The sequence below is a fragment of the Pseudomonas sp. NBRC 111143 genome, assembly GCF_001320965.1.
GTDB classification, from domain to species: domain Bacteria; phylum Pseudomonadota; class Gammaproteobacteria; order Pseudomonadales; family Pseudomonadaceae; genus Aquipseudomonas; species Aquipseudomonas machongensis.
In genome coordinates this window covers 35,504-59,612 of sequence record NZ_BCBT01000032.1, presented here as the reverse complement: position 1 = coordinate 59,612, position 24,109 = coordinate 35,504, and the positions used below count along the sequence as shown (strand labels likewise).

19 protein-coding genes and 1 pseudogene are annotated in these 24,109 nt (G+C 62.0%); 5 read left to right on the top strand and 15 right to left on the bottom strand.

Annotation, left to right across the window (positions count from 1 at the left end; genetic code table 11):
* Window positions 1-142: 142 nt before the first annotated feature.
* Window positions 143-385 (bottom strand): lipopolysaccharide assembly protein LapA domain-containing protein, encoded by a 243-nt coding sequence (locus APH44_RS17810; RefSeq protein WP_054893883.1) that lies wholly within the window; start codon window positions 383-385, stop codon window positions 143-145.
* A 19-nt stretch (window positions 386-404) separates the two neighbouring features.
* A complete protein-coding gene (gene ihfB / locus APH44_RS17805; protein WP_054893882.1) occupies window positions 405-698 on the bottom strand; it encodes an integration host factor subunit beta in 294 nt (97 codons plus the stop codon).
* Between the two features lie 318 nt (window positions 699-1,016).
* Here ihfB and APH44_RS17800 point away from each other — a divergent pair, with 318 nt between their 5' ends.
* Complete coding sequence (locus tag APH44_RS17800) at window positions 1,017-1,610, top strand: hypothetical protein (protein WP_054893881.1); 594 nt, start codon at window positions 1,017-1,019, stop codon at window positions 1,608-1,610.
* A 204-nt stretch (window positions 1,611-1,814) separates the two neighbouring features.
* On the opposite strand, the gene rpsA is transcribed toward APH44_RS17800, so the two are convergent.
* From rpsA to mtnA, 7 genes are all read right to left on the bottom strand, one after another.
* Window positions 1,815-3,494 carry a 30S ribosomal protein S1 gene (gene rpsA / locus APH44_RS17795; RefSeq protein WP_054893880.1) on the bottom strand — a complete coding sequence of 560 codons (1,680 nt, stop codon included), beginning with the start codon at window positions 3,492-3,494 and terminating at the stop codon, window positions 1,815-1,817.
* A 124-nt stretch (window positions 3,495-3,618) separates the two neighbouring features.
* On the bottom strand, window positions 3,619-4,305 hold the full coding sequence (gene cmk, locus APH44_RS17790; protein WP_054893879.1) for a (d)CMP kinase: 687 nt from the start codon (window positions 4,303-4,305) through the stop codon (window positions 3,619-3,621).
* Entirely contained in the window at window positions 4,302-6,539 is a 2,238-nt protein-coding gene (locus tag APH44_RS17785; protein ID WP_054893878.1) for a bifunctional prephenate dehydrogenase/3-phosphoshikimate 1-carboxyvinyltransferase, read from the bottom strand. The genes cmk and APH44_RS17785 overlap by 4 nt, the downstream gene beginning before the upstream one ends.
* Before the next feature lie 116 nt (window positions 6,540-6,655).
* Window positions 6,656-7,750: a prephenate dehydratase gene (gene pheA / locus APH44_RS17780; RefSeq protein WP_054893877.1), complete on the bottom strand. Its 1,095-nt coding sequence runs from the start codon at window positions 7,748-7,750 to the stop codon at window positions 6,656-6,658.
* Window positions 7,750-8,835, bottom strand: a complete 1,086-nt coding sequence (gene serC, locus APH44_RS17775; protein WP_054893889.1) for a 3-phosphoserine/phosphohydroxythreonine transaminase — start codon at window positions 8,833-8,835, stop codon at window positions 7,750-7,752. The genes pheA and serC overlap by 1 nt, the downstream gene beginning before the upstream one ends.
* Before the next feature lie 212 nt (window positions 8,836-9,047).
* A complete protein-coding gene (gene gyrA, locus APH44_RS17770) occupies window positions 9,048-11,819 on the bottom strand; it encodes a DNA gyrase subunit A (protein WP_054893876.1) in 2,772 nt (923 codons plus the stop codon).
* Between the two features lie 258 nt (window positions 11,820-12,077).
* The gene (gene mtnA / locus APH44_RS17765) at window positions 12,078-13,154 is read right to left on the bottom strand and encodes an S-methyl-5-thioribose-1-phosphate isomerase (protein ID WP_054893875.1); all 1,077 of its coding nucleotides are present in this window, start codon (window positions 13,152-13,154) and stop codon (window positions 12,078-12,080) included.
* 109 nt (window positions 13,155-13,263) lie between these two features.
* On the opposite strand from mtnA, the gene APH44_RS17760 reads away from it, so the two are divergent.
* The 4 genes from APH44_RS17760 to APH44_RS17745 all read left to right on the top strand — a co-directional run bounded on the left by APH44_RS17760 (window position 13,264) and on the right by APH44_RS17745 (window position 16,815).
* Window positions 13,264-14,589: a TRZ/ATZ family hydrolase gene (locus APH44_RS17760; protein ID WP_054893874.1), complete on the top strand. Its 1,326-nt coding sequence runs from the start codon at window positions 13,264-13,266 to the stop codon at window positions 14,587-14,589.
* Between the two features lie 64 nt (window positions 14,590-14,653).
* Entirely contained in the window at window positions 14,654-15,352 is a 699-nt protein-coding gene (ubiG, locus tag APH44_RS17755; RefSeq protein ID WP_054893873.1) for a bifunctional 2-polyprenyl-6-hydroxyphenol methylase/3-demethylubiquinol 3-O-methyltransferase UbiG, read from the top strand.
* Window positions 15,353-15,354: 2 nt separating this feature from the next.
* Complete coding sequence (mupP, locus tag APH44_RS17750) at window positions 15,355-16,026, top strand: N-acetylmuramic acid 6-phosphate phosphatase MupP (protein ID WP_054893872.1); 672 nt, start codon at window positions 15,355-15,357, stop codon at window positions 16,024-16,026.
* 48 nt (window positions 16,027-16,074) lie between these two features.
* Window positions 16,075-16,815 (top strand): YciK family oxidoreductase, encoded by a 741-nt coding sequence (locus tag APH44_RS17745; protein WP_054893871.1) that lies wholly within the window; start codon window positions 16,075-16,077, stop codon window positions 16,813-16,815.
* A 58-nt stretch (window positions 16,816-16,873) separates the two neighbouring features.
* On the opposite strand, the gene APH44_RS17740 is transcribed toward APH44_RS17745, so the two are convergent.
* The 6 genes and pseudogenes from APH44_RS17740 to APH44_RS17715 form a co-directional block, all read right to left on the bottom strand.
* Entirely contained in the window at window positions 16,874-17,671 is a 798-nt protein-coding gene (locus tag APH44_RS17740; RefSeq protein WP_054893870.1) for a TenA family transcriptional regulator, read from the bottom strand.
* Window positions 17,672-17,716: 45 nt separating this feature from the next.
* A pseudogene (locus APH44_RS17735) lies at window positions 17,717-20,172 on the bottom strand (EAL domain-containing protein).
* Window positions 20,173-20,294: 122 nt separating this feature from the next.
* Entirely contained in the window at window positions 20,295-22,127 is a 1,833-nt protein-coding gene (locus tag APH44_RS17730) for an ABC transporter ATP-binding protein (RefSeq protein WP_054893869.1), read from the bottom strand.
* Window positions 22,120-22,752: a DsbA family protein gene (locus APH44_RS17725; protein ID WP_054893868.1), complete on the bottom strand. Its 633-nt coding sequence runs from the start codon at window positions 22,750-22,752 to the stop codon at window positions 22,120-22,122. Before APH44_RS17725 ends, APH44_RS17730 begins: the two co-directional genes overlap by 8 nt.
* Window positions 22,753-22,755: 3 nt before the next feature.
* Entirely contained in the window at window positions 22,756-23,688 is a 933-nt protein-coding gene (locus APH44_RS17720) for a rhodanese-related sulfurtransferase (protein WP_054893867.1), read from the bottom strand.
* A 118-nt stretch (window positions 23,689-23,806) separates the two neighbouring features.
* A complete protein-coding gene (locus APH44_RS17715) occupies window positions 23,807-24,103 on the bottom strand; it encodes a BolA family transcriptional regulator (protein WP_054893866.1) in 297 nt (98 codons plus the stop codon).
* Between the last annotated feature and the right edge of the window lie 6 nt (window positions 24,104-24,109).

The following is a 24,109-nucleotide window of genomic DNA, read 5'->3' as shown; positions in this document are numbered from 1 at the left end:
AGCACCTTGATTCTGCGTTCGAACCAAGGCTCAAAGAAAGGCGAGCATCATGACACATGAGCCAAGGTTTAGAAAATGGCCAAAACTCGCCTTCGCCAGGGCAATCCTTGTCGACAAACGATCACATGCGATCCTAGCGCGATCAGGCTGCCGACGGCTTCCCTCTACGCAATCTTTTCAGCGAACCATACACGCCCAGCAATGGCCCGATGACTAGCCCCACGACCAAAGCCAACAGAACGATGATCGAAGAGGGAAGCGCAGGCGCTGACCAGCCAAACATCACGAGCGTGACGGATTGCTGATTCTCCAGAACGAAAAACAATGACAGCACGACCAGCATCAGAACAAACAAGGCGGCGAGCCCACGCTTGAAATTGCGCATCAGGTTGCTCCTTCTGACCTCAGAGCTCATGCTCTTCTTCATTCACCCGATCACGTAATTCTTTACCGGGCTTGAAGTGCGGCACATATTTACCTTCGAGGCTAACCGACTGCCCCGTCTTGGGATTGCGCCCGACACGAGGCGCCCGATAATGTAGGGAAAAGCTGCCAAACCCGCGAATTTCGATCCGATCCCCGGTAGCAAGACACTGGGACATCTGCTCAAGCATGGTCTTGATAGCAAGCTCTACATCCTTGGATGAGAGCAAACCCTGATGGGTGACAATACGTTCGATCAGCTCCGACTTCGTCATATTTTTCCCTTCGTTATCAAGCAGCTAGATCATTGCTTAATCAGTTTGTAGCATGCCCCGAAGGATTTGAACAGCATGGATCTTGACTAAATAAAAAAATTCAAGATTGAGTGGTTAAGCTCGCCAGTGCGACGCTGTCGATCGCCATGCTCCATGACCAGCGAAGCCGCTGCGTGCAATGACCTCAGCCGAGCATTAAAAGTCCAAGGCCGGTCGAACCCGAGCCCGTCAATAATTGTCCTATGCGCAGCGCTGACGCCCCACAGACGAAGCAAAAAAGAACACCCCTGCTCGTCGAACACCACACAAGGACTGTTTATGCGAATTTTCCTCTCTTCGCTTGCAATTGCCAGCCTGATCACCAGCATGGGGGCATTTGCTCAAGATGCTCGGCAGGCTCAGACCTGGGAGGCAGAACCCTCGGAGTTCATGGGGGTTCCCCTGCATGGTGATTTCAAGGCCCAGCTTCCGGAGTGCGCGAAAAACCCACCACGACAACGCCCCCTTTGCTGGACCAATACCGCAGATTCCAACCGATACGAAATCCGCGGACTTCCCTACATCCCAATCAGCCCAGGCTACCAGCTCTTCGCCAGCATCCAGAACAACCAGATCAGTCAATTGATGCTGACAGGAAGAGCCAGCAGCCTTGCGATGGTAGACGACTTCCTGATAGACACCCTTGGACAGCCAGGATCAAGCTTGGTCCGCACCATAAGGCTGAGCTCAGGCTCAACCTACGAGACAAAAACCATCACTTGGGAAGGTAAGCAGGTCGCCGTCCGCTTCCAGCGAAACGAAGCTGACCTCAGTCGATATGCCGTGATATTCACCCTTGTCGACGGCAAAACTGGCAGCATGGGCGTCAGCACCAATGCAGACACCTCACACGACAACTCAATAACCCAGTAGCGCGAGCCTGTGCTTAGACACCTGCCCAGACAGGTCTGGCAGGCCTTAAAACGCATTCATTTTTCAGAACGTCCACGGCCGCCTCGGAGAACTGGGCCCTCTGACTCATCGGATGAGAGATGCAAACCACATGCAGGACGGGACAAACGGACAAAAAAAGGGGCGGCCCGAAGGCCACCCCTTTTTTTACCAATCAAACAGAACTCAGTTCTGCTTGGCCATTGCTTCGCGCAGCAGCGCAGCCATGGTGGTATCGGCAGCAGCTTCCGGAGCGGTGTTTTTCAGGCTCTGGATAGCTTCGCGCTCTTCAGCGTCGTCCTTCGACTTGATGGACAGGCTGATGACGCGGGACTTGCGGTCAACGCTGATGATCTTGGCTTCGATCTCTTCGCCTTCCTTCAGGACGTTACGCGCGTCTTCAACGCGGTCACGGCTGATTTCGGAAGCTTTCAGAGTAGCTTCGATGTCGTCGGCCAGAGTGACGATGGCGCCCTTGGCGTCAACTTCCTTCACGATGCCCTTGACGATTGCACCCTTGTCGTTGACAGCAACGAAGTTGGAGAACGGATCGTCTTCCAGCTGCTTGATGCCCAGGGAGATGCGCTCGCGCTCCGGGTCAACCGACAGGATGACGGTTTCCAGCTCGTCGCCCTTCTTGAAACGACGTACGGCTTCTTCGCCGGTTTCGTTCCAGGAAATGTCGGACAGGTGAACCAGACCGTCGATGCCGCCGTCCAGGCCGATGAAGATACCGAAGTCGGTGATCGACTTGATGGTACCGGTGATCTTGTCACCCTTGTTGAACTGGCCGGAGAAGTCTTCCCATGGGTTGGATTTGCACTGCTTGATACCCAGGGAGATACGACGACGCTCTTCGTCGATGTCCAGAACCATGACTTCCACTTCGTCGCCAACCTGAACGACTTTCGACGGGTGGATGTTCTTGTTGGTCCAGTCCATTTCGGAAACGTGTACCAGACCTTCGACACCCTCTTCCAGCTCGGCGAAGCAGCCGTAGTCGGTCAGGTTGGTGACGCGAGCGGTAACACGAGTACCTTCTGGGTAGCGGGAAGTGATAGCAACCCACGGATCTTCGCCCATCTGCTTCAGACCCAGCGAAACGCGGTTGCGCTCACGGTCGAACTTCAGAACGCGAACGTCGACTTCGTCACCAACGTTGACGATTTCCGACGGGTGCTTGATGCGCTTCCAGGCCATGTCGGTGATGTGCAGCAGGCCGTCGATGCCGCCCAGGTCCACGAAGGCGCCGTAGTCGGTGAGGTTCTTGACGATACCTTTGACCTGCTGGCCTTCCTGCAGGGTTTCCAGCAGGGCTTCGCGCTCGGCGCTGTTCTCGGCTTCCAGCACGCTGCGACGGGAAACGACAACGTTGTTGCGCTTCTGGTCCAGCTTGATGACCTTGAATTCCAGCTCTTTGCCTTCCAGGTGGGTGGTGTCGCGCACTGGGCGGACATCAACCAGGGAGCCCGGCAGGAACGCACGGATGCCGTTAACGTCGACAGTGAAGCCGCCCTTAACCTTACCGTTGATAACGCCCTTGACCACTTCTTCGGCAGCGAAAGCAGCTTCCAGAACAATCCAGCACTCGGCGCGCTTGGCTTTTTCACGGGACAGCTTGGTTTCGCCAAAGCCGTCTTCGACCGCGTCCAGCGCAACGTGAACTTCGTCACCGACCTTGATGGTCAGCTCGCCAGCTTCGTTGTAGAACTGCTCGAGCGGGATGACGCCCTCGGACTTCAGACCAGCGTGAACGGTAACCCAGTCGCCGTCGATGTCGACAACGATACCGGTGATGATTGCGCCCGGCTGAAGATTGAGGGTTTTCAGGCTTTCTTCAAAGAGTTCTGCAAAGCTTTCGCTCATTTTAATTCCTGTAAATTCGGGCGAGACAGACGCCCATCGCCACATTCCAGACAATGTGGGTTTCGTTTAAGTAAAGGAAAGCGGGCAGGACGTTGACTGGTGCCCCTGCCTGCTTTCCTGGCGATCAGAGCAGGTCGCGCAATGCGAGCTCGCTTCTGATCCGTTGCAGCACCTGCTCGATGGACAACTCGGTAGAGTCCAGCTGGATTGCATCGGCCGCCGGCTTGAGCGGGGCCACTGCGCGCTGGGTGTCGCGCTCATCGCGCGCACGAATCTCATCTAGCAGACTCGACAGACTAACATCTTCGCCTTTGCCCTTCAACTGCAGGTAACGGCGGCGGGCGCGTTCCTCGGCACTGGCAGTGAGAAACACCTTCAGTGGCGCATCGGGAAACACCACGGTGCCCATGTCACGACCGTCGGCGATCAAACCCGGCGCCTCGCGGAAGGCGCGCTGGCGCTGCAGCAGCGCCTCGCGCACCGCTGGCAGAGAAGCGACCATCGAGGCGCCCGCCCCTACCGTTTCGGTACGGATCACATTGCTCACATCCTCACCTTCGAGAATGATCTGCTGCAGCTTGCCCGGCTCGGCAGCGATGAACTGCACGTCCAGGTGGGCGGCAAGCGCCTTGAGCAACTCTTCGTTGGTCAGGTCGACGCCATGATTCGAGGCATTGAACGCCAGCAGGCGATACAACGCCCCGGAGTCCAGCAGCCGCCAGCCAAGCTCGCGTGCCAGCAGGCCAGCGACCGTGCCCTTGCCCGAACCGCTCGGCCCGTCGATGGTGATGACCGGCGCCTGCGAATTCACGACTTGCCCTCTTGCGCCACGCGGATGCCGACTTCGGCACAAAGCGCCAGGAAGTTGGGGAAGGAGGTGGCAACGTTGGCGCAGTCGTGAATGCGGATCGGCGCGCTGGCACGCAGCGAGGCAATGCTGAAGGCCATGGAGATCCGGTGATCACCGTGACCGTGGACCTCACCGCCACCAATCTGGCCGCCGTCGATGATGATGCCGTCCGGGGTCGGCTCGCACTTCACGCCCAGGGCGATCAGGCCATCAGCCATGACCTGGATACGGTCCGACTCCTTGACTCGCAGCTCCTCGGCGCCACGCAGCACGGTACGCCCCTCGGCGCAGGCCGCAGCGACGAAGAGCACTGGGAATTCGTCAATGGCCAGCGGCACCAGCTCTTCCGGAATCTCGATACCCTTGAGTTTCGCGCCACGCACGCGCAAGTCGGCGACAGGCTCGCCACCAACTTCACGCTGGTTCTCCAGGGTGATGTCCCCCCCCATCAGGCGCAGGATGTCGATTACGCCGGTGCGGGTCGGGTTGATGCCGACGTGCTCCAGCACCAGTTCCGAACCTTCGGCGATGGACGCTGCGACCAGGAAGAAGGCCGAGGACGAGATATCGGCTGGCACTTCGATCCGAGTGGCAGTCAGCTTGCCGCCGGACTGTAGCGAGGCGACAGGACCATTGCTCTGCACGCTGTAGCCGAAGCCGCGCAGCATGCGCTCGGTGTGATCGCGGGTCGGTGCCGGCTCGGTGACGGTGGTAGTGCCTTCGGCGTACAGGCCAGCCAGCAGCAGGCAGGACTTAACCTGGGCACTGGCCATCGGCAGGGTGTAGTTCAGCGCCTTGAGCTTCTGGCCACCGCGAATGGTCAGCGGTGGGCGCCCCTCGGGGCCGGTCTCGACCACGGCGCCCATCTCGCGCAACGGATTGGCCACGCGGTTCATCGGACGCTTGGACAGCGAAGCGTCACCGGTCATGGTCACGTCGAACGGCTGTGCGGCCAGCAGGCCCGACAGCAGGCGCATCGAGGTCCCGGAGTTACCCAGGTAGATCGGACCAGGTGGCGGCTTCAGGCCGTGCAGGCCGACACCATGAATGGTGACGCGGCCGTGGTGCGGCCCCTCGATGACGACACCCATGTCGCGGAAGGCTTGCAAGGTCGCCAAGGCATCTTCGCCCTCGAGGAAGCCTTCGACTTCAGTGGTGCCCTCGGCCAGCGAGCCGAGCATGATCGAGCGGTGAGAAATCGATTTGTCGCCCGGTACGCGAATCCGTCCGGACACGCGGCCACCAGGTTGGGCCAGGAAGATCAGGTCGTTGGCGTTCATAGCGTCCACATAGGCCCGGCGGGCCAGGATTTTACTGAAATGCTCGCGGGCGACCCGAGCGCGGGTGAACACACCCAGCAACTGGTGCCCGTCCCCTGCATCGACCGCGTCGCGCAAGGCGTCGAGATCGCTGCGAAATGTATCCAGCGTGCGCAGGACAGCGTCGCGATTGGCGAGGAAGATGTCATGCCACATGATCGGGTCGCTGCCGGCGATTCTCGTGAAATCGCGGAACCCTCCCGCAGCGTACCGGAAGATGTCGAGGTTTTCATTGCGTTTGGCCAGCGAATCCACCAGGCCGAACGCCAGCAGGTGCGGAAGGTGGCTGGTGGCCGCCAGGACTTCGTCATGACGCTCGACCGGCATGTGCTCGACATCGGCCTCCAGCGCGCGCCACAGGCGATCGACCAAGGCCAGGGCTGCCGGATCGGTTTCGGCGAGCGGCGTGAGGATCACCTTGTGGCGACGAAACAGTGCGGCATTGGAAGCCTCCACACCGCTCTGCTCGGACCCTGCGATCGGATGGCCGGGCACGAAACGCGCCAGACGCTCGCCGAACACGGCCCGCGCGGCACGCACCACATTGCCCTTGGCGCTGCCGACATCGGTGATCACCGCTGCCCCCAGGTCGAGCGACGCCAGGCGGGCCAGAAGCTTTTCCATGGCCAGGATCGGCACCGCCAGCTGGATCACGTCGGCACCGACACAGGCGACGGCCAGATCCTCTTCGCAGCGGTCGACCACGCCGAGGGCGACAGCCTGCTTGCGCGACTGGGCATCCAGGTCGACACCGACCACTTCACGGCACAGGCCGCTTTCACGCAGACCCTTGGCGAAGGAACCACCGATCAGGCCGAGGCCGACGACGACCAGGCGATTGATGAGCGGTGCGGGTTTGTTTACAGCATTAACCACGAGTGCGAACCCTGTTCAGAACAGCAACATGTGCCAAATTACAGCCTACAGATGGGGTGGGAAGCAGCAGGGCTGCGGTGGAGCGAAAAGCACCCCACCCACGGGCAACAATAAATTCAGAGCACCGCCTTCGGATAAGACCCCAGCACCTTCAACGCCACGGCTTCCTGGCTGATCTTCTCCAGCACCGCCTTGATCAACGGATCGCGGTGGTGGCCAACGAAGTCGATGAAGAACACGTAGGTCCACTTGCCGCTGCGCGACGGGCGGGTCTCGATGCGGGTCAGGTCGATGCCGTTATCGTGGAATGGCACCAGCAGCTCATGCAGCGCCCCTGGCTTGTTGCTCATCGAAACGATGATCGAGGTCTTGTCGTCGCCGGTTGGCGGCACTTCCTGGTTACCGATCATCAGGAAGCGCGTGGAGTTGTCCGGACGGTCTTCGATCTTCTCTGCCAGACGGGTCAAACCATACAGATTGGCTGCCATGTCACCGGCGATCGCCGCCGAATTCCACTCGCCCTTGACCCGTTTGGCCGCCTCGGCATTGCTCGAGACCGCCACGCGTTCGACGTTCGGGTAGTGCGCGTCCAGCCACTTGCGGCACTGGGCCAGCGACTGGGCGTGCGAGTAGATACGGGTGATGCTGTCGGTCTTGGTGTTTTCGCCCACCAGCAGGTGGTGGTGGATGCGCAGCTCGACCTCGCCACAGATCACCATGTCGTGCTCGAGGAAGCTGTCCAGCGTGTGGCTGACCGCGCCTTCGGTGGAGTTTTCCACCGGCACCACGCCGAAGTTGACCGCGCCGGCCGCCACTTCGCGGAACACTTCATCGATGGCCGCCATCGGACGGCTGATCACCGCATGACCGAAATGCTTCATGGCCGCAGCCTGGGTGAAGGTGCCCTCGGGGCCGAGGTAGGCAATCTTCAACGGCTCTTCCAGGGCCAGGCACGACGACATGATTTCGCGGAACAGACGCGCCATCTCCTCGTTACCCAACGGCCCCTTGTTGCGCTCCATGACGCGCTTGAGCACTGCAGCCTCACGCTCGGGACGGTAGAACACCGGCTTCTCGCCTTCGGCGAGCGAAGCGGTCTTGACCCGCGCCACTTCTTCGGCGCAGCGGGCACGATCACTGATCAGCTCGAGGATTTTCTCGTCAAGACTGTCGATGCGAACGCGCAGGGCCTTGAGTTCCTGTTCGGACATCAGCCGTGCTCCTTCTCGAATTCGGCCATGTAGGCCACCAGGGCTTCCACCGCATCCAGCCCCAGCGCGTTGTAGATCGAGGCACGCATGCCACCGACCGAACGATGGCCCTTGAGATTGAGCAGGCCGCGGGCGTCGGCACCGGCGAGGAATGCCTTGTCCAGGCGCTCGTCGGCGAGACGGAACGGCACGTTCATCCAAGAGCGGGCGTTGTGGCTGATCGGGTTGGTGTAGAACTCGCTGGCGTCGATAAAGCCGTAGAGGCGTTCTTTCTTGGAGCGGTTGCGCTGCTCCATGGCCTCGACGCCGCCCTGCTCCTTGAGCCACTCGAACACCAGACCCGACAGGTACCAGGAGTAGGTAGCCGGGGTGTTGTACATCGAACCATTATCGGCCGAGATCTTGTAGTCGAGCATGGTCGGGCACGTGCTGCGCGCGCGACCGAGCAGGTCTTCGCGCACGATGACCACCACCAGGCCGCTCGGGCCGATGTTCTTTTGCGCACCGGCGTAGATCAGGCCGTACTGCGACACGTCGATCGGGCGCGAGAGGATGTCGGACGACATGTCGACCACCAGCGGAACATCACCGGTTTCAGGCACCCAGTCGAACTGCAGGCCGCCGATGGTTTCGTTGGAGGCGTAGTGAACGTATGCAGCCCCTGGGGTCAGCTTCCACTCGTTCTGGCCAGGAATGGCCAGGTAGTCGTAGGGCTTGGCGCTGGCGGCAACGTTGATGTTGCCGAAACGGCGCCCTTCCTCGATGGCCTTCTTCGACCAGATACCGGTCTCGATGTAGTCGGCGGTGGCGTTTTCCGGCAGCAGGTTCAGCGGGATCTCGGCGAACTGCTGGCTGGCACCGCCCTGCAGGAACAGCACCTTGTAGTTCGAGGGAATGGTCAGCAGATCACGCAGGTCTTGCTCGGCCTTTTCAGCGATCGCCACGTAGTCATCGCTGCGGTGGCTCATTTCCATCACTGACAAGCCCTTGCCGCGCCAGTCCAGCATTTCGGCCTGAGCACGCTGCAGCACAGCGTCGGGAAGCGCGGCAGGGCCTGCGCAGAAGTTAAAGGCTCGTTTGCTCACATCCACTCTCGCTCTAATAGAACAAAATCTAACCAGCTGGTTCAGCGGTAATCCTGTGGGAGCGGGCTTGCCCGCGAACACCGGCGAAGCCGGCGCCATACATCGCACCGCCTGCTTCGCGGGCAAGCCCGCTCCCACAAAAACCAGACGTTGCCGTCGCTAATCAGTCAAACGGGGCGACCTTGGTCGCCCCGTTCGGGTAGTGCACTGGCTTAGTCCTGCGGCGCCTCTTCGGTGCCTGCGGCGTCTTCGCCAGCCGTGTCCAGCGCGTCGTTGTCGACGCCCTCCTCGTCCGCCTCGACGATGTCGTCGAGCTCGTCCTCGGACGGTTCCTGGATACGTTCCAGCCCCACCAGCGTCTCGTCGCTGGCCAGTTTGATCAGCGTCACACCCTGGGTGTTACGGCTCAGACTGGAGACCTCGCCAACCCGTGTACGCACCAGCGTACCCTGATCGGAAATCAACATGATCTCCTCGCCTTCCTGAACCTGGATAGCACCGATCAGCAAACCGTTGCGCCCCTTGGTGCCCATGGCGATCACACCTTGCCCACCACGACCACGACGCGGGAACTTGGACAGCGGAGTACGCTTGCCGAAGCCACGCTCGGAGGCGGTGAGGATCTGTGCGCCGGACTCGGGGATCAGCATGGAAATCACTTCCTGCCCCTTACCCAGCCTCATCCCACGCACACCGCGCGCGGTACGGCCCATCTCGCGAACCACGCTCTCGGCGAAGCGAATCACCTTGCCGGCGTTGGAGAACATCATGACTTCTTTCGCGCCATCGGTGATCGCAGCAGCGATCAGGGTGTCACCTTCCTTCAGCTTGAGCGCGATCAGGCCGTTGGAGCGCGGGCGAGCGAACTGCACCAGCGGGGTCTTCTTGACGGTGCCGGAAGCGGTCGCCATGAAGATGTAGGCGCCGGTAGGCTCGGCGACCAACTCCGGCGTATCGCCGTCTTCTTCGTCGATCTCTTCCGGCTCGATCACTTCGCCTTCGAGCACCGCGTCTTCCGCCTCGTCGATCTCTTCGTCGAGGTCGGCGCTCTGCTGCAGGGCTTCGAGATCGATCTGCAGCATCGCGGTGATGCGCTCGCCGTCTTCCAGCGGCAGCAGGTTGACCATCGGGCGCCCACGCGCGGCGCGGGAGGCTTCAGGGATGTCGTAGGTCTTGAGCCAGTACACCTTGCCCTTGCTGGAGAACAGCAGCAGCGTGGCGTGGCTGTTGGCGACCAGCAGGTGTTCGATGTAGTCCTCGTCCTTCACGCCGGTGGCCGACTTGCCCTTGCCGCCACGGCGCTGGGCCTGGTAAGCGGACAACGGCTGGGTCTTGGCATAGCCACCATGGGAGATGGTCACCACACGCTCTTCTTCGGGGATCATGTCGCCGTAGTTGAGGTCGTGACGGGCATCGAGGATCTGGGTACGACGGGCATCGCCGTACTCGGCGCGGATCGCTTCGAGCTCTTCGCGGATCACTTCCATCAGGCGCTGGGCGCTGTTGAGGATGCGGATCAACTCGCCGATCTGCTCAAGGATCTCCTGGTACTCGGCCAGCAGCTTCTCGTGCTCCAGGCCAGTCAGACGGTGCAGACGCAGGTCGAGAATGGCCTGGGCCTGTTCAGGCGACAGCCAGTACTTGCCATCACGCAGGCCATACTGCTCCGGCAGGTCTTCCGGACGGCAGGAGTCGGCGCCGGCGCGCTCGACCATAACCTGCACGGCACTGGATTCCCACGGCGTGCCGATCAGGGCTTCCTTGGCTTCCGACGGCGTCGGCGAGGCCTTGATCAGGGCAATGACCGGATCGATGTTGGACAGCGCGACGGCCTGACCTTCGAGGATGTGCCCACGCTCGCGCGCCTTGCGCAATTCGAACACGGTGCGACGGGTGACCACTTCGCGACGGTGACGAACGAAGGCCTCGAGCAGGTCTTTCAGGTTCAGCAACCGAGGACGACCGTCGATCAGCGCGACGACGTTGATACCGAACACGCTCTGCAGTTGGGTCTGCTGATAGAGGTTGTTGAGCACCACCTCCGGCACCTCGCCGCGACGCAGCTCGATGACGATGCGCATGCCGTCCTTGTCGGACTCGTCGCGCAGCTCGGTGATGCCTTCGATCTTCTTCTCTTTGACCAGCTCGGCGATCTTTTCGATCAGACGCGCCTTGTTCAGTTGGTACGGCAGCTCGGTGACGACGATCTGCTGACGGCCACCGACCTTGTCGATGTCTTCGATCTCGGAACGGGCACGCATGTAGATGCGGCCACGACCGGTGCGATAGGCCTCGATGATGCCCTGGCGACCGTTGATGATGCCGGCAGTCGGGAAGTCCGGGCCTGGGATGAACTGCATCAGCTCATCGACGGTGACCTCGGGGTTGTCGATCAGCGCCAGGCAGCCATCGATGACCTCGCCCAGGTTGTGCGGCGGAATGTTGGTCGCCATGCCCACGGCGATACCGCTGGAGCCGTTGACCAGCAAGTTGGGGATCTTGGTCGGCATGACAGCCGGGATCTGCTCGGTGCCGTCGTAGTTGGGCACCCAGTCGACCGTTTCCTTGTGCAGGTCGGCCAGCAGCTCGTGAGCCAGCTTGGTCATTCGCACTTCGGTGTATCGCATGGCCGCGGCGTTGTCGCCGTCCACCGAACCGAAGTTGCCCTGGCCATCGACCAGCAGATAGCGCAGCGAGAACGGCTGCGCCATGCGCACGATGGTGTCGTACACAGCAATATCGCCGTGCGGGTGGTATTTACCGATGACGTCACCGACCACACGGGCGGACTTCTTGTACGGCTTGTTCCAGTCGTTGCCCAGCTCGCTCATCGCGTACAGGACGCGGCGATGCACAGGCTTCAAGCCGTCACGCGCATCGGGCAGCGCTCGCCCGACAATCACGCTCATCGCGTAGTCGAGGTAGGACTGTCTCAGTTCGTCTTCGATATTGACCGGGAGGATTTCTTTGGCCAGTTCGCCCATGAGAAGCCTGATTCCTTTTTCTGGTGAAACTTCGCCATATCCATCGGTGGACGAACGAAGCTCGTCGCCGCAGCGTTCGACAGTGCGACGACATACGACAAATCAATGAGTTGTGCCCAGGATCTGCGCAATGAAGGCCGCGGAAAAGAGCGGCCTTGGAAACTGTCGGATGGTATCACAAAGGGTTGGCGGGTGGGAGATGGGGCAGGATGCCACTGAAGCGGAAAGTCCCGACCGCCATCCCCCTCGCGAAAACACTCAATGCAAGCGCTTGCGACACATCAACTGGGCGATTTTTGCAGCGTCCGGGCGCTCGACAATACCCTTTTCGGTCACGATCACGTCGATCAGATCCGCAGGGGTCACATCGAAAACAGTGTTGAACACCTCGACATCCGCAGCAACCCGCTTCCCGGCCACGTCCAGCAACTCGTCGGCCTCGCGCTCTTCGAGAGGGATGTCATCACCGCTGGCGAGGTTGAGGTCAATGCTGGTACTCGATGCCACCACCATGAAACGTACGCCGTGGTGCATGGCAGAGACCGCCAGCTGATATGTGCCGATCTTGCTCGCCATGTCGCCATTGGCCGCGATGCAATCGGCACCGACCACAACCCAGGTGATGCCCTTGGTCTTCATCAGGTGCGCCAGCGCCGAGTCTGCACACAACGTGACCGGTATCCCCTCATGGGACAGTTCCCAGGCCGTCAGGCGCGATCCGTGCAACCATGGGCGGGTTTCTGCGGCATAGACGCGCTCGACCATGCCCTCCAGATAGGCAGCGTGGATCACCCCCAACGCAGTGCCGAAACCACCGCTGGCCAACGCACCGGCATTGCCGTAGGTCAGCAAGGTCTGCTCGCTGCCCTGGTGGCGACGGATCTGCTCGATGCCGCTCTGCGCCATGGTCAGGTTGGCTTCGCGATCGCTGTCGTGGATCGCCACAGCTTCAGCCTCCATGGCTGCGAGCACGTCCTCGTCGGGGCGCAACCGCTGCAGGCGCTCGCGCATGCGGTTGAGTGCCCAGAACAGGTTGGCAGCAGTCGGGCGCGCCTCGGCCAGTTCGAGGAAGTCTTCTTCCAGCGCCTGCTCCCAGTCATCGTCCTCGGCCAGGCGTTGACGCAGCGCAAGCACCAGCCCATAGGCAGCACTGATGCCTATGGCAGCCGCACCCCGCACCGCCATGCCACGGATCGCCTGGACCACGGAGGCCACATCGACGCAGGTCAGCCAGTGCTCGCGGGTCGGTAGCAGACGCTGGTCGAGCAGATGCAGGGTGCCATCACGCCACTGGATGCTGGTCACCTTCTCCGCCGCCAAAAGTCGCTCGCGCATCGCCTCTCCCCGCAATTCACTGATCAAAAGCGGACGATTATAGCGAGCCTCGGGCGCAGGCGCTCGGGTATACTGCGCGTTCCATTTAACGGAACCCGGTAGCCTGCCTATGCTTTCAGCCTCTTCGCCGCTCGACCTGCTGCTCGCACCCCGCTGGCTGGTGCCCGTGGAGCCGGCCGGCGTGGCGCTCGAAGGGCACGCCCTGGGTATCCGGGACGGGCTGATTGCCTGGATCGGCCCCCGCGAGCGGGCACCACAGGCACGCGAGGTGCGCGAGCTGCCCGACTGCGTGCTCACTCCGGGGCTGGTCAACGCCCACGGGCACGCCGCCATGACCCTGTTCCGCGGCCTGGCCGACGACCTGCCGCTGATGACCTGGCTGCAGGAGCACATCTGGCCGGCCGAGGGACGCTGGGTCGACGAAGCCTTCGTGCGCGACGGCACCGACCTGGCGATCGCCGAGCAGCTCAAGGGTGGCATCACCTGCTTTGCCGACATGTACTTTTTCCCCCGCGAAGCCTGTGACCGCGTGCACCGCAGCGGCATCCGCGCCCAGGTGGCCGTGCCGTTGCTGGACTTCCCCATCCCCGGTGCGCGCACCACCGACGAGGCCCTGCACCTGGCCATCGAGCTGTTCGGCGACCTGCGCCATCACCCGCGCATCAGTGTCGCCCTCGGCCCCCATGCCCCGTATACAGTCAATGACGAGAATCTGGAGAAGATCCGGGTCATCGCCGACCAGCTCGACGCGCCGCTGCACATGCACATCCACGAGACCGCCGGCGAGGTCGAGCGGGCCGTGGCCGAGCACGGCGAACGCCCACTGGCACGCCTGGCGCGCCTCGGCCTGCTGGGTCCGCGCCTGCAAGCCGTGCACATGACCCAGATCAGCGACGACGACCTTGCCCTGTTGGTAGAAAGCAACACCAGCGTGGTGCACTGCCCGGAATCCAACCTCAAGCTGGCCAGCGGCTTCTGCCCGGTCGAACGCTTGTGGCAGGCCGGGGTCAACGTCGCCGTAGGCACCGACGGCGCCGCCAGCAACAACGACCTCGACCTGCTTGGCGAAACCCGGACCGCAGCATTGCTGGCCAAGGCCGTCGCAGGTTCGGCCACGGCCCTGGACGCCCACCGCGCCCTGCGCATGGCCACGCTCAACGGCGCCCGCGCCCTGGGGCTGGAGGCCAGCATCGGCTCGCTGGAGGTGGGCAAGGCTGCGGACATCACCGCCTTCGACCTCTCGGGCCTAGCCCAGCAACCGGTGCATGACCCGGTTTCGCAACTGATCTACGCCACCGGCCGCGACTGCGTGCGCCACGTCTGGGTCGCGGGCCACCACCTGCTCGACGACAGGCGCCTGACCCAGATGGATGAAGCCGCACTGATCGACACCGCCCGCACCTGGGGAGCGCGCATTCGCGCTGGCAAAGAATGACCGGCCGGCAGCTGCGGCTGCCGCCTGAGACACCTTTTATCGAAGTTTTCAGAGGATCTGTTCAATGAGCAACGTCGACCGCGCCGAAATCGCCAAGTTCGAGGCCCTGGCTCACCGCTGGTGGGACCGCGAGAGCGAGTTCAAGCCCCTGCACGAGATCAACCCGCTGCGGGTCAACTGGATCGACGAGCGCGCCAGCCTCGCCGGCAAGAAGGTACTGGACGTCGGCTGCGGCGGCGGCATCCTCAGCGAGGCAATGGCCCAGCGCGGCGCCACCGTGACCGGTATCGACATGGGCGAAGCACCACTGGCCGTGGCGCGCCTGCACCAGCTGGAATCGGGGGTCGAGGTCGAGTACCGGCAAATCACCGCCGAAGCGCTCGCAGAAGAGCTGCCTGGCCAGTTCGACGTGGTCACGTGCCTGGAAATGCTCGAACACGTACCCGACCCCTCCTCGGTGATCCGCGCCTGCCATCGCCTGGTCAAGCCCGGCGGCCAGGTGTTCTTCTCCACCATCAACCGCAACCCCAAAGCCTACCTGCTGGCGATCATCGGCGCCGAGTACATCCTCAAGATGCTGCCGCGTGGCACCCATGACTTCAAGAAATTCATCCGGCCATCGGAGCTCGGCGCCTGGAGCCGTTTTGCCGGACTCGAAGTGAAGGACATCATCGGCCTCACCTACAATCCGCTGACCAAGCACTACAAGCTGGCCAGCGACGTCGATGTCAACTACATGATCCAGACCCTGCGCGAGGAATGAGCATGCGCCTGCGAGCAGTACTCTTCGACATGGACGGTACCCTGCTGGACACCGCGCCAGACTTCATCGCCATCTGCCAGGCCATGCTCGCAGAACGCGGGCTGCCGGCCGTGGACGACGAGTTGATCCGCGGCGTGATCTCCGGCGGCGCCCGGGCCATGGTCGCCACCACTTTCGCCATGAGCCCTGACGCCGAAGGCTTCGAAGCGCTGCGCCTGGAGTTTCTCGAGCGCTACCAGCGCGACTGCGCGGTGCACAGCAAGCTGTTCGAGGGCATGGCCGAACTGCTGGACGACATCGAGAAAGGCAACCTGCTGTGGGGCGTGGTCACCAACAAGCCGGTACGCTTCGCCGAGCCAATCATGCAGCAGCTTGGCCTGGCCGAGCGCTCGGCGCTGCTGATCTGCCCCGATCACGTGAAGAACAGCAAGCCCGACCCCGAGCCGCTGATCCTCGCCTGCAAGACGCTTGACCTGGATCCGGCCAGCGTACTGTTCGTCGGCGACGATCTGCGTGATATCGAATCCGGCCGCGATGCCGGCACCCGTACCGCAGCCGTGCGCTACGGCTATATTCATCCAGAGGACAACCCCAACAACTGGGGCGCCGACGTGGTGGTGGACCACCCGCTGGACCTGCGCAAGGTGATCGACAGTGCGTTGTGCGGCTGCTGAGCTGTAAGGGCTGGCAGCACACACAGGGATAAAAACAGGGAATTCTCAATGTTCGACTACATCGCCCGCCCCGACCTGCTCAAGGGTCGGGTCATTCTTGTCACCGGCGCTGGCCGCGGCATCGGCGCTGCCGCCGCCAAGGCCTATGCAGCACTGGGGGCCACCGTGCTGCTGCTGGGCAAGACCGAGGCCAACCTCAACGAGGTCTACGACCAGATCGAGGCTGCCGGACACCCACAACCCGTGGTGATTCCGTTCAACCTGGAAACCGCCCTGCCCCATCAGTACGACGAACTGGCGGTGATGGTCGAAGAACAGTTCGGGCGCCTCGACGGCCTGCTCAACAACGCGTCGATCATCGGCCCGCGTACGCCGCTGGAGCAGTTGTCGGGCGACAACTTCATGCGCGTGATGCACATCAACGTCAACGCGACCTTCATGCTGACCAGCACACTGCTGCCGCTGCTCAAGTTGTCCGAGGACGCCTCGGTGGTGTTCACCTCGTCGAGCGTGGGGCGCAAGGGCCGGGCCTACTGGGGCGCCTATGGCGTGTCGAAGTTCGCCACCGAAGGCCTGATGCAGACCCTGGCCGACGAACTGGAAGGCGTGGCGCCGGTGCGCGCCAACAGCATCAACCCGGGTGCCACGCGCACGGCGATGCGGGCGCTGGCCTATCCCAGCGAGAACCCGCAGGACAATCCACTGCCCGAAGACATCATGCCGGTGTACCTGTACCTGATGGGCCCTGACAGCAGCGGCGTGAACGGACAGGCGTTCAACGCCCAATAAACGCCGGCAACTGCACCAGCCTCATCTCGGCAAGCGCGCGATGAGGCCGGGCACCTGATCAGCCAGCCGCCAACACCGGCTTGCTGAAGGTCTGACGCTGCACAGGCTCCATTGCCAGGCAACGCTCCAGGAACAGGTACATGCAGTCGTAGCTCTTGCAGATTGCCTTGCGCAGTTGCGCCTGCAATTCCTCGGAAGGGTTCTCGCCCACCAGCGTGCAAATGATCTCCAGCGCCTCCCATGGGTGAGCATCATCGTACTCGGCGTGCAGATCCAGCCACCTCATGGCCGCCTTGGACTCCTTGTCACCTCGCTGGATGAAGGCCTGCGCATAGTCCGTGTCGGGATACACCTTCGCCGACCACTCGCCCGTCGCCCCTTCGATCGCATAGTTGGTCGCGGCCATCGCAATGGCCAGGGACTCGGTCGCACAGACACGCCAGCACCAATCATTCAAGCCGTTCAGCTCAGGCGGAACATCCTGGGCCTGCAAGTCCTTCAGGGTAATGTCGTGCGCCTTGCACCACTTGACCCAATGGTCGGCATGATTGAGTTCGACCCGGATATTGCGTATCAACCAACGCCGCGCCATATCCTCGCCCTGGCTTCGGCCATAGCGGGTCTTGGTGAGGTTGTGGGCCATGTACAGCGAGAACTGTTCGACCACCGGCCAACCACCGATCAAGTACTGGCGGATGGTCTTCTTGCTCAGTTTGCCGTCGCTCAGGCGCTGGTAGACCTCATGCTCGACCACCCTGCGCTTGCTCTCGGCGCAATCATCGATCATTTTCTGCGCCCAGTCGGGATAGCTCTTGGCGTCCATCAATGGACCGATCCGAACGAATGCTTCAATCACTGTCAGCTCCTTGATTCCCTGTGATTTTCCGGACGGCTACTGGTATCAGCGGAAGGTCCCTGGCGCCCGGTGCAACAGGGGCCTTACTGCAATCCGTTGTCGCTGGAGGCTGCCACAGGTGAACACCTGCGGCCGCTCGATCAGATAACCCTGGGCGAAATCCACGCCGATCTCCTGCAGCGCCTGCTCGATCATCGGCGTTTCGACGAACTCGGCGATGGTGCGCTTACCCATGACATGGCCGATATGGTTGATCACCTCCACCATAGCCCTGTTAATGGGATCGTCGAGCATATCTTTGACGAAACTTCCGTCGATCTTCAGGAAGTCTACGGGTAAATGCTTCAAATAGGCGAATGACGACATCCCGGCGCAGAAATCGTCGAGGGAGAACTTGCAGCCCAAGCCTTTCAATTCGTTGATGAAGCGAATAGCACTTCCCAAATTGGCGATTGCGCTGGTCTCGGTTATTTCGAAACAAATCATGTGCGGAGGAATCTGGTACTCGGCGAACGATCGCTGCAAGTACTCCAGGAATTTGTCGTCGCCAATGCTGCTACCGGACAGATTGATCGCGCACATCGCCAGCGGCCGGCTGCAACCTTCATCCAGCGTCTGACGGATCACCTGAAACACATTGCGCCCACCCAGCGATCGAGTGCGGTCATCAGGCCATAGCGTTCGGCAGCAGGGATGAAGCTGTCAGGCAGAACGGTCCGGCCGCTCTCGTCATGCAGGCGCAGGAGAATCTCTATGTGCCCGGCGCCCATGTCAGGCTTGAGCGGGGCGATTTCCTGGGCATACAAGCAGAAGCGGTTTTCCTCGAGCGCGACATGCAGGCGCTGGATCCAGGCCATCTCGCCAAAGCGCATCGACAACTCGCTGTCGTCGGCATGGTAGACCTGCACACGGTTGCGCCCCTTCTCCTTGGCCATGTAGCAAGCCATGTCGGCTGCCCGCAGCGAGGCCTCAAGGGTGCCGGGCGACTGGGCAATGTGTACCAGGCCAATACTGACGGTGGTGACGAAGGGTCGTCCCTTCCAGACGAAATGCAGGCTCTGCACGGTCTGGCGCAAGTGCTCGGCAATCCGCTCGGCCTGGTCGGGCGGGCAGTTTTCCAGCAACACGCCGAATTCGTCACCGCCCAGCCGGGCCAGGGTGTCACCTTCGCGCAGGCCTGCCTGCAGCACAGCGCAGATATGGCGCAGCAACTCATCGCCCGCAGCGTGTCCGCAGGTATCGTTGACCAGCTTGAACTGGTCAAGGTCGAGAAACATCAGCGAATGGCGCCCCGACTGACGGGCCAAGGTGTTGAGCGCCTGCTCCAGGCGATACTCGAACTCGCGGCGGTTGGCCAGGCCCGTCAGGGCATCGTGAGTCGCCTGCCAGGACAGGTTGGCGATGTACTGCCGCTCCTGCGTCATGTCATGCAAGGCCAGCACGATACCGCTGATCTGGCCGTCGGTGTGGATCGGCGATCCAACCAGGTTGACCGACACCGTACTGCCATCCAGGCGCTGGATCAGCCGGGCATGCTCGGCGCCGCCCTTGAGGCTGCCGCTGAGCACCTGCTCGACCAGGGTCAGGCTGTCCCGCTCGGCATTCTCATCGAGCAGACTGAACAGCGCCGCCAGCGGCAAGCCCTGGGCCTGGGAAGCCTGCCAATGGGTCAACTGCTCCGCGGCAGGGTTCATGTAGACGATGCACCCCTCGACATCGGTGGTGATCACCGCATCGCCGATCGACTCAAGGGTGGTCTGTGCCCGCTCACGCTCCACCTGCAAAGCGCTGGCAAACGCCTGGCGCTGGGACAGCAACCGTGCAGAACGGCGCCAGGCCAGGGCGATGAGAATCAACGCCGTGAGCAGGTTGGTGACCATCAACACCCGGAGCAGCACCCGCGAGCCTTCACCCAAGGCATCGCTGAATGCCTTGGCGGCCGGCGTCACGCCCTCGTTGATCGAAACGATACGCGCTTTCCAGTCCGCCACCTCGCGTTCAGTGGCCACCCCCTGGACGAAGGCATCGCGCATTTGCTGCGCCAGACCGTCCAGTTGCCGCAGGTAGTCGTCGCCGGTGTTCCAGTAGCCGATGGCCTTCTGCATGTAACTGATCTGGCGAAAATTGCGGTAGAACCAGATGATCCGGTTGACGTCGTCCGGATGGTTACCACCTTGCAAGATCCCGCGCCGCGCCGCCTCCAGGTCCGGGATAGGCTGATCGAGAGCCACCCGTAGCTCACGGTCGCCCTGGGGTATGGCAATGGCCTGGCGATAACGCTGGAAGATGCGTTCGTCCTGGCTTTCGGCATACAGATTGAGGTAATAGATGGCGTCTTTCTGTGCCTTGGACCACAGGCTTTCGCCGGCCACGTACGCGCGCATGGCCGAAAGCGAATAAAGACTGAGGCTGCCCAACAGCACCTGGAAAACCACCACTGCGACGAAGGGCCAGATGATTCCCAGCAACCTTGGCGCCTCGAGAGTCCGATTTCCCTTCATGTAGTCCCTGTCTCAGAGCGGATATGGCACGAATCGACCCAGACAAGCACAGCGTAGGCCATTTGCCATAACTGCGCGGAGCTTTTTGTCGCAGCCACTGCACCTATTGATGCACCGCCCGATCAGGACTGTTGCAGGTGCCCATACAGCTTGGCGTACAACCCGCCTTCGGCGATGAGCTGCTGGTGGCCGCCGTCTTCGGCCACATGACCGCCGTCGAATACCAGAACCCGATCAGCCTGTTTCACCGCGGAAAGGCGATGGGCAATGATCAGGGTGGTGCGGCCGCTGAGGAAGCGCGCCAGGGCCTGATGGAGGTTGTATTCGGTAGCCGCATCGAGGGCCGAGGTGGCCTCGTCGAGAATCACCACCTTCGGCTCGGCCAGAACCATGCGGGCAATCGCCAGGCGTTGACGCTGGCCCCCGGACAGGCGCACACCAGAGCGCCCGACCACACTGTCCAATCCCTGCGGCAGCGCGGCGATGGTGGCATCGAGCTGGGCAATGCGCAGCGCCTGCCAACAGGCGTCGTCACTGCACTCGCGGCCCATGGTCAGGTTGGCGCGCACACTGTCGTTGAACAACGATGGATGCTGCAGCACCACCGCGACATGTTCGCGCAGGGTCTCCAGGCCGATCTCCTGAAGGCTGGCACCGCCAAAGCGAATGGTCCCGGCCTGGGCGCTGTACAACCCCAGCAGCAGCTGAACCAGCGTGCTCTTGCCGCCGCCGCTGGCACCGACGATGGCCACCTTCTCGCCAGGAGCGATGGACAGGTCCAGGTGATCGAGTACCGGCTCATCGGCATAGGCGAAGCGCAGGTCGCGCACCTCGATACCCACCGTCGCGTGCCCAGCGAACGGATCACAGGCGGCCGGATACTGCGGCTCGTCCTCTCGCGACAGCAACTCGTTGAGCCGGCTCAGCGCACCACCGGCCGCGTAATAGGCGTACTGCAGGTTGAGCAACTGTTCCACCGGGCCGATCATGAACCACAGGTAGCTGAACACAGCCAGCATCTGCCCGATCGACAGGTCGGAGAACAACACCGTGAGCATCGCCGCAGCACGGAAAATGTCGATGCCGAACTGGAACAGCAGACCGCTGGCCCGACCACTGGCGTCACTCTTCCACTGCGAGGCCACCGCATAGTCGCGTACCTCCCGGGCACGTACTCCCAGGCGCCCAAGGAAATAGCCCTGGCGGTTGCTTGCGCGGATTTCCTGGATGGCGTCGAGGGTCTCGCTCAGCGCCTGGGTAAAACGCCCGGTACTGTCGTTCTCGAGCTTCTTCAGGTGCTTGACCCGCTTGCCCAACTGCACGGTGAAATAGATCACCAACGGGTTGAACAGCAGGATCAGCAGCGCCAGCTTCCAGTGCATCCAGATCAGGATCGCCGCAGTGCCGGTAAGCGTCAGCATGGCCACCAGGAAGCGGCTGAGGGTTTCACCGACGAACTTGTCCAGGGTATCCAGGTCGGTGACCAGATGCGTAGTGACCGTGCCACTGCCCAGGCTTTCATACTCCTTGAGCGAGATCCGCTTGAGCCGCTCGATCAAGCGGATTCGCAAGCGGTACACGATATCCTTGGCCAGCCCGGCGAACTGCCTGGCCTGGATCACACCGAAGGCCAGCGAGGCCAAGCGCAGGCTGAGGGTCGCAACCAGCATCAAGCCGATATAACCGGCTGCCACCTGCCACTGGCTAGGCAGGAACTGGTTCATCCATTTCAAGGCAGCGTCGCCATGGCCCAGCAGCACTTCATCGACCAGCAAGGGCAGCAGCAAGGGAATCGGCACGCTGCAGAGGGCGGCAAGCACGGCAACCAGGTTGGCAGTCCACAAGGCCTTCTTGTGGTGCAGCGCCAGGCGGCGGATTTCCGCCCAGCTCAGACGATCGTGCGCAACGGGGGGCTTCCCCGGGACAGGGTCGCTAGACCCTGGCAGATCAAGCACAGGCAGCCTGCTGCAGCCAGCGGCCCAGCAACGGCTGCAGGCGATCGAGCGGCTGATAGCCGTTGGTCAGCAAGGCCAGTTGACCATTGCGCTCGGCCAGCAGGGTCGGGAAGCCGGCGATACCCAGGTCCTGAACCCAGGCAAAGTCGGCTGTCGTGGTCGTGCGGGTCTCGACGCTTGCGAACGCTGCAGAAAACCGTTCGCGGTCGAAGCCTGCCTGCCCGGCCAGGTCCACCAGTTGCGGGGCACGGGTGACATCCAGGCCCTGTGCGTAGAACGCGCCCTGGATCAGCTTGAGCAGCGCCCAACCGCGCTCGGCATCGAGATCACGCGCCGTGACCAAGGCGCGACAGGCCGGCTCGGTGTCATAGACGAACCCGTCAGGCATGGCGCCCTCGAAGCGAAACGCTTGACCGGTGGCCTCGGCGACCGCCTGCCAATGCTCGAGGATGTACTTGCGCGTCGAGCTATCCAACGCGCTGCTACCGCTGCGCAGGCCACCCACCACCAGGCGCGTCGGCACACCGGCATCCCGCGCCTGGGCGATCAACGCCTCGGCCACGGGAGCGAAGCCCCAGCACCAGGAACACATCGGGTCCATCACATAGAGCAGGCGTGCGGTCATGCATCAGGCCTCGGCTTTGTAGTTGTAACCGATCGGGTGCGGCAAATTGCGCGCCTTGGCCAGCTCGATCTGCTTCTGGCGGTCGATGGCGCTGCGCCGGGTCTTCTCGCTCAGGGTGTCCCAGCAATGCGGGCAGCTCACCCCGGGCGAATAATGCTCGGACGCACGGTCATCCGCATTGATCGGATGGCGGCAGGCATGGCACTGGTCGTACTCGCCCTCGGACAGGTCGTGACGCACCGTGACCCGGTTGTCGAAGACGAAGCAGTCGCCGTCCCAGAGGCTTTCTTCCTGAGGCACTTCCTCGAAGTATTTCAGGACCCCTCCCTTAAGATGATAGACCTCCTCGAAGCCTTCACCGAGCATGTAGCTGGACGCTTTTTCACAGCGAATGCCGCCGGTGCAGAACATCGCGACCTTCTTGTGTCTGCTCGGGTCGAAGTTGGCCTTGATGTAGTCGGGAAACTCGCGGAAGGTCTCGGTCTTCGGATCGATGGCGCCCTTGAAGGTGCCGATGGCCACTTCATAGTCATTGCGGGTGTCGATCAGCAGCACTTCGGGGTCGCTGATCAGCGCGTTCCAGTCCTTGGGTTCGACATAGGTGCCGACCTGCTTGTTGGGGTCGACGCCCGGCACGCCGAGGGTGACAATCTCTTTCTTGAGCTTGACCTTGGTGCGGTAGAACGGCTGCTCGTCGCAGTACGACTCTTTATGGTCGACATCCGCCAGGCGCGGGTCGTTGCGCAGCCAGGCCAGCAGGCCGTCGATACCTTCACGGGTACCGGAGACCGTGCCATTGATACCCTCGAGCGCCAGCAGCAAAGTGCCTTTGACGTCGTTGTCCTGCAGGGTTTTCAACAATGGCTCGCGCAGGTCGAGGTAGTCTTCGAGGGTGACGAACTTATAGAGCGCCGCCACGACGATCGGTTGGGACATGAATCTGTATCTCCAGGTGGTTGCCCTCGTAAGGGGCGGACCGGGTTTGACAAAAAAACACGGGGGCCGCAAAGCGGCCCCCGGATGAAGCGGATTCTACCAGAACGACGGACAGGTTTCAGTGCCCGCCGCCGGCACACACCGGCGAGGCCGGCGCCGCCCCTACCTGCGCCCATTCTTCGGGCGTGTAGGTGTGGATGGCCAGGGCATGAATCTCGCCCATCAGCTCGCCCATGGTGGCGTAGACCTTCTGGTGACGCTTGACGCTGTTCAGGCCGGCGAACTGTTCGCTGACCAGCACCGCCTTGTAGTGCGTCTCCTGCCCACGACTGTGCATGTGGCTTTCATTCAGCACCTGCAGGTGCTGATCGCCAAGCGCTGCCAGTTGCTGCTCGATGCGTTGTTGCATGCTCATCGATTC

Excerpts from the sequence above, each read along its gene's own strand:
- APH44_RS17800 (WP_054893881.1), top strand. The coding sequence starts at position 1,017 with ATGCGAATTTTCCTCTCTTCGCTTGCAATTGCCAGCCTGATCACCAGC.
- APH44_RS17725 (WP_054893868.1), bottom strand. The coding sequence starts at position 22,752 with ATGACCGCACGCCTGCTCTATGTGATGGACCCGATGTGTTCCTGGTGC.
- mupP (WP_054893872.1), top strand. The coding sequence starts at position 15,355 with ATGCGCCTGCGAGCAGTACTCTTCGACATGGACGGTACCCTGCTGGAC.
- pheA (WP_054893877.1), bottom strand. The coding sequence starts at position 7,750 with ATGTCCGAACAGGAACTCAAGGCCCTGCGCGTTCGCATCGACAGTCTT.
- APH44_RS17760 (WP_054893874.1), top strand. The coding sequence starts at position 13,264 with ATGCTTTCAGCCTCTTCGCCGCTCGACCTGCTGCTCGCACCCCGCTGG.
- ihfB (WP_054893882.1), bottom strand. The coding sequence starts at position 698 with ATGACGAAGTCGGAGCTGATCGAACGTATTGTCACCCATCAGGGTTTG.
- mtnA (WP_054893875.1), bottom strand. The coding sequence starts at position 13,154 with ATGCGCGAGCGACTTTTGGCGGCGGAGAAGGTGACCAGCATCCAGTGG.
- APH44_RS17745 (WP_054893871.1), top strand. The coding sequence starts at position 16,075 with ATGTTCGACTACATCGCCCGCCCCGACCTGCTCAAGGGTCGGGTCATT.
- rpsA (WP_054893880.1), bottom strand. The coding sequence starts at position 3,494 with ATGAGCGAAAGCTTTGCAGAACTCTTTGAAGAAAGCCTGAAAACCCTC.
- APH44_RS17810 (WP_054893883.1), bottom strand. The coding sequence starts at position 385 with ATGCGCAATTTCAAGCGTGGGCTCGCCGCCTTGTTTGTTCTGATGCTG.
- ubiG (WP_054893873.1), top strand. The coding sequence starts at position 14,654 with ATGAGCAACGTCGACCGCGCCGAAATCGCCAAGTTCGAGGCCCTGGCT.
- APH44_RS17720 (WP_054893867.1), bottom strand. The coding sequence starts at position 23,688 with ATGTCCCAACCGATCGTCGTGGCGGCGCTCTATAAGTTCGTCACCCTC.
- gyrA (WP_054893876.1), bottom strand. The coding sequence starts at position 11,819 with ATGGGCGAACTGGCCAAAGAAATCCTCCCGGTCAATATCGAAGACGAA.
- APH44_RS17715 (WP_054893866.1), bottom strand. The coding sequence starts at position 24,103 with ATGAGCATGCAACAACGCATCGAGCAGCAACTGGCAGCGCTTGGCGAT.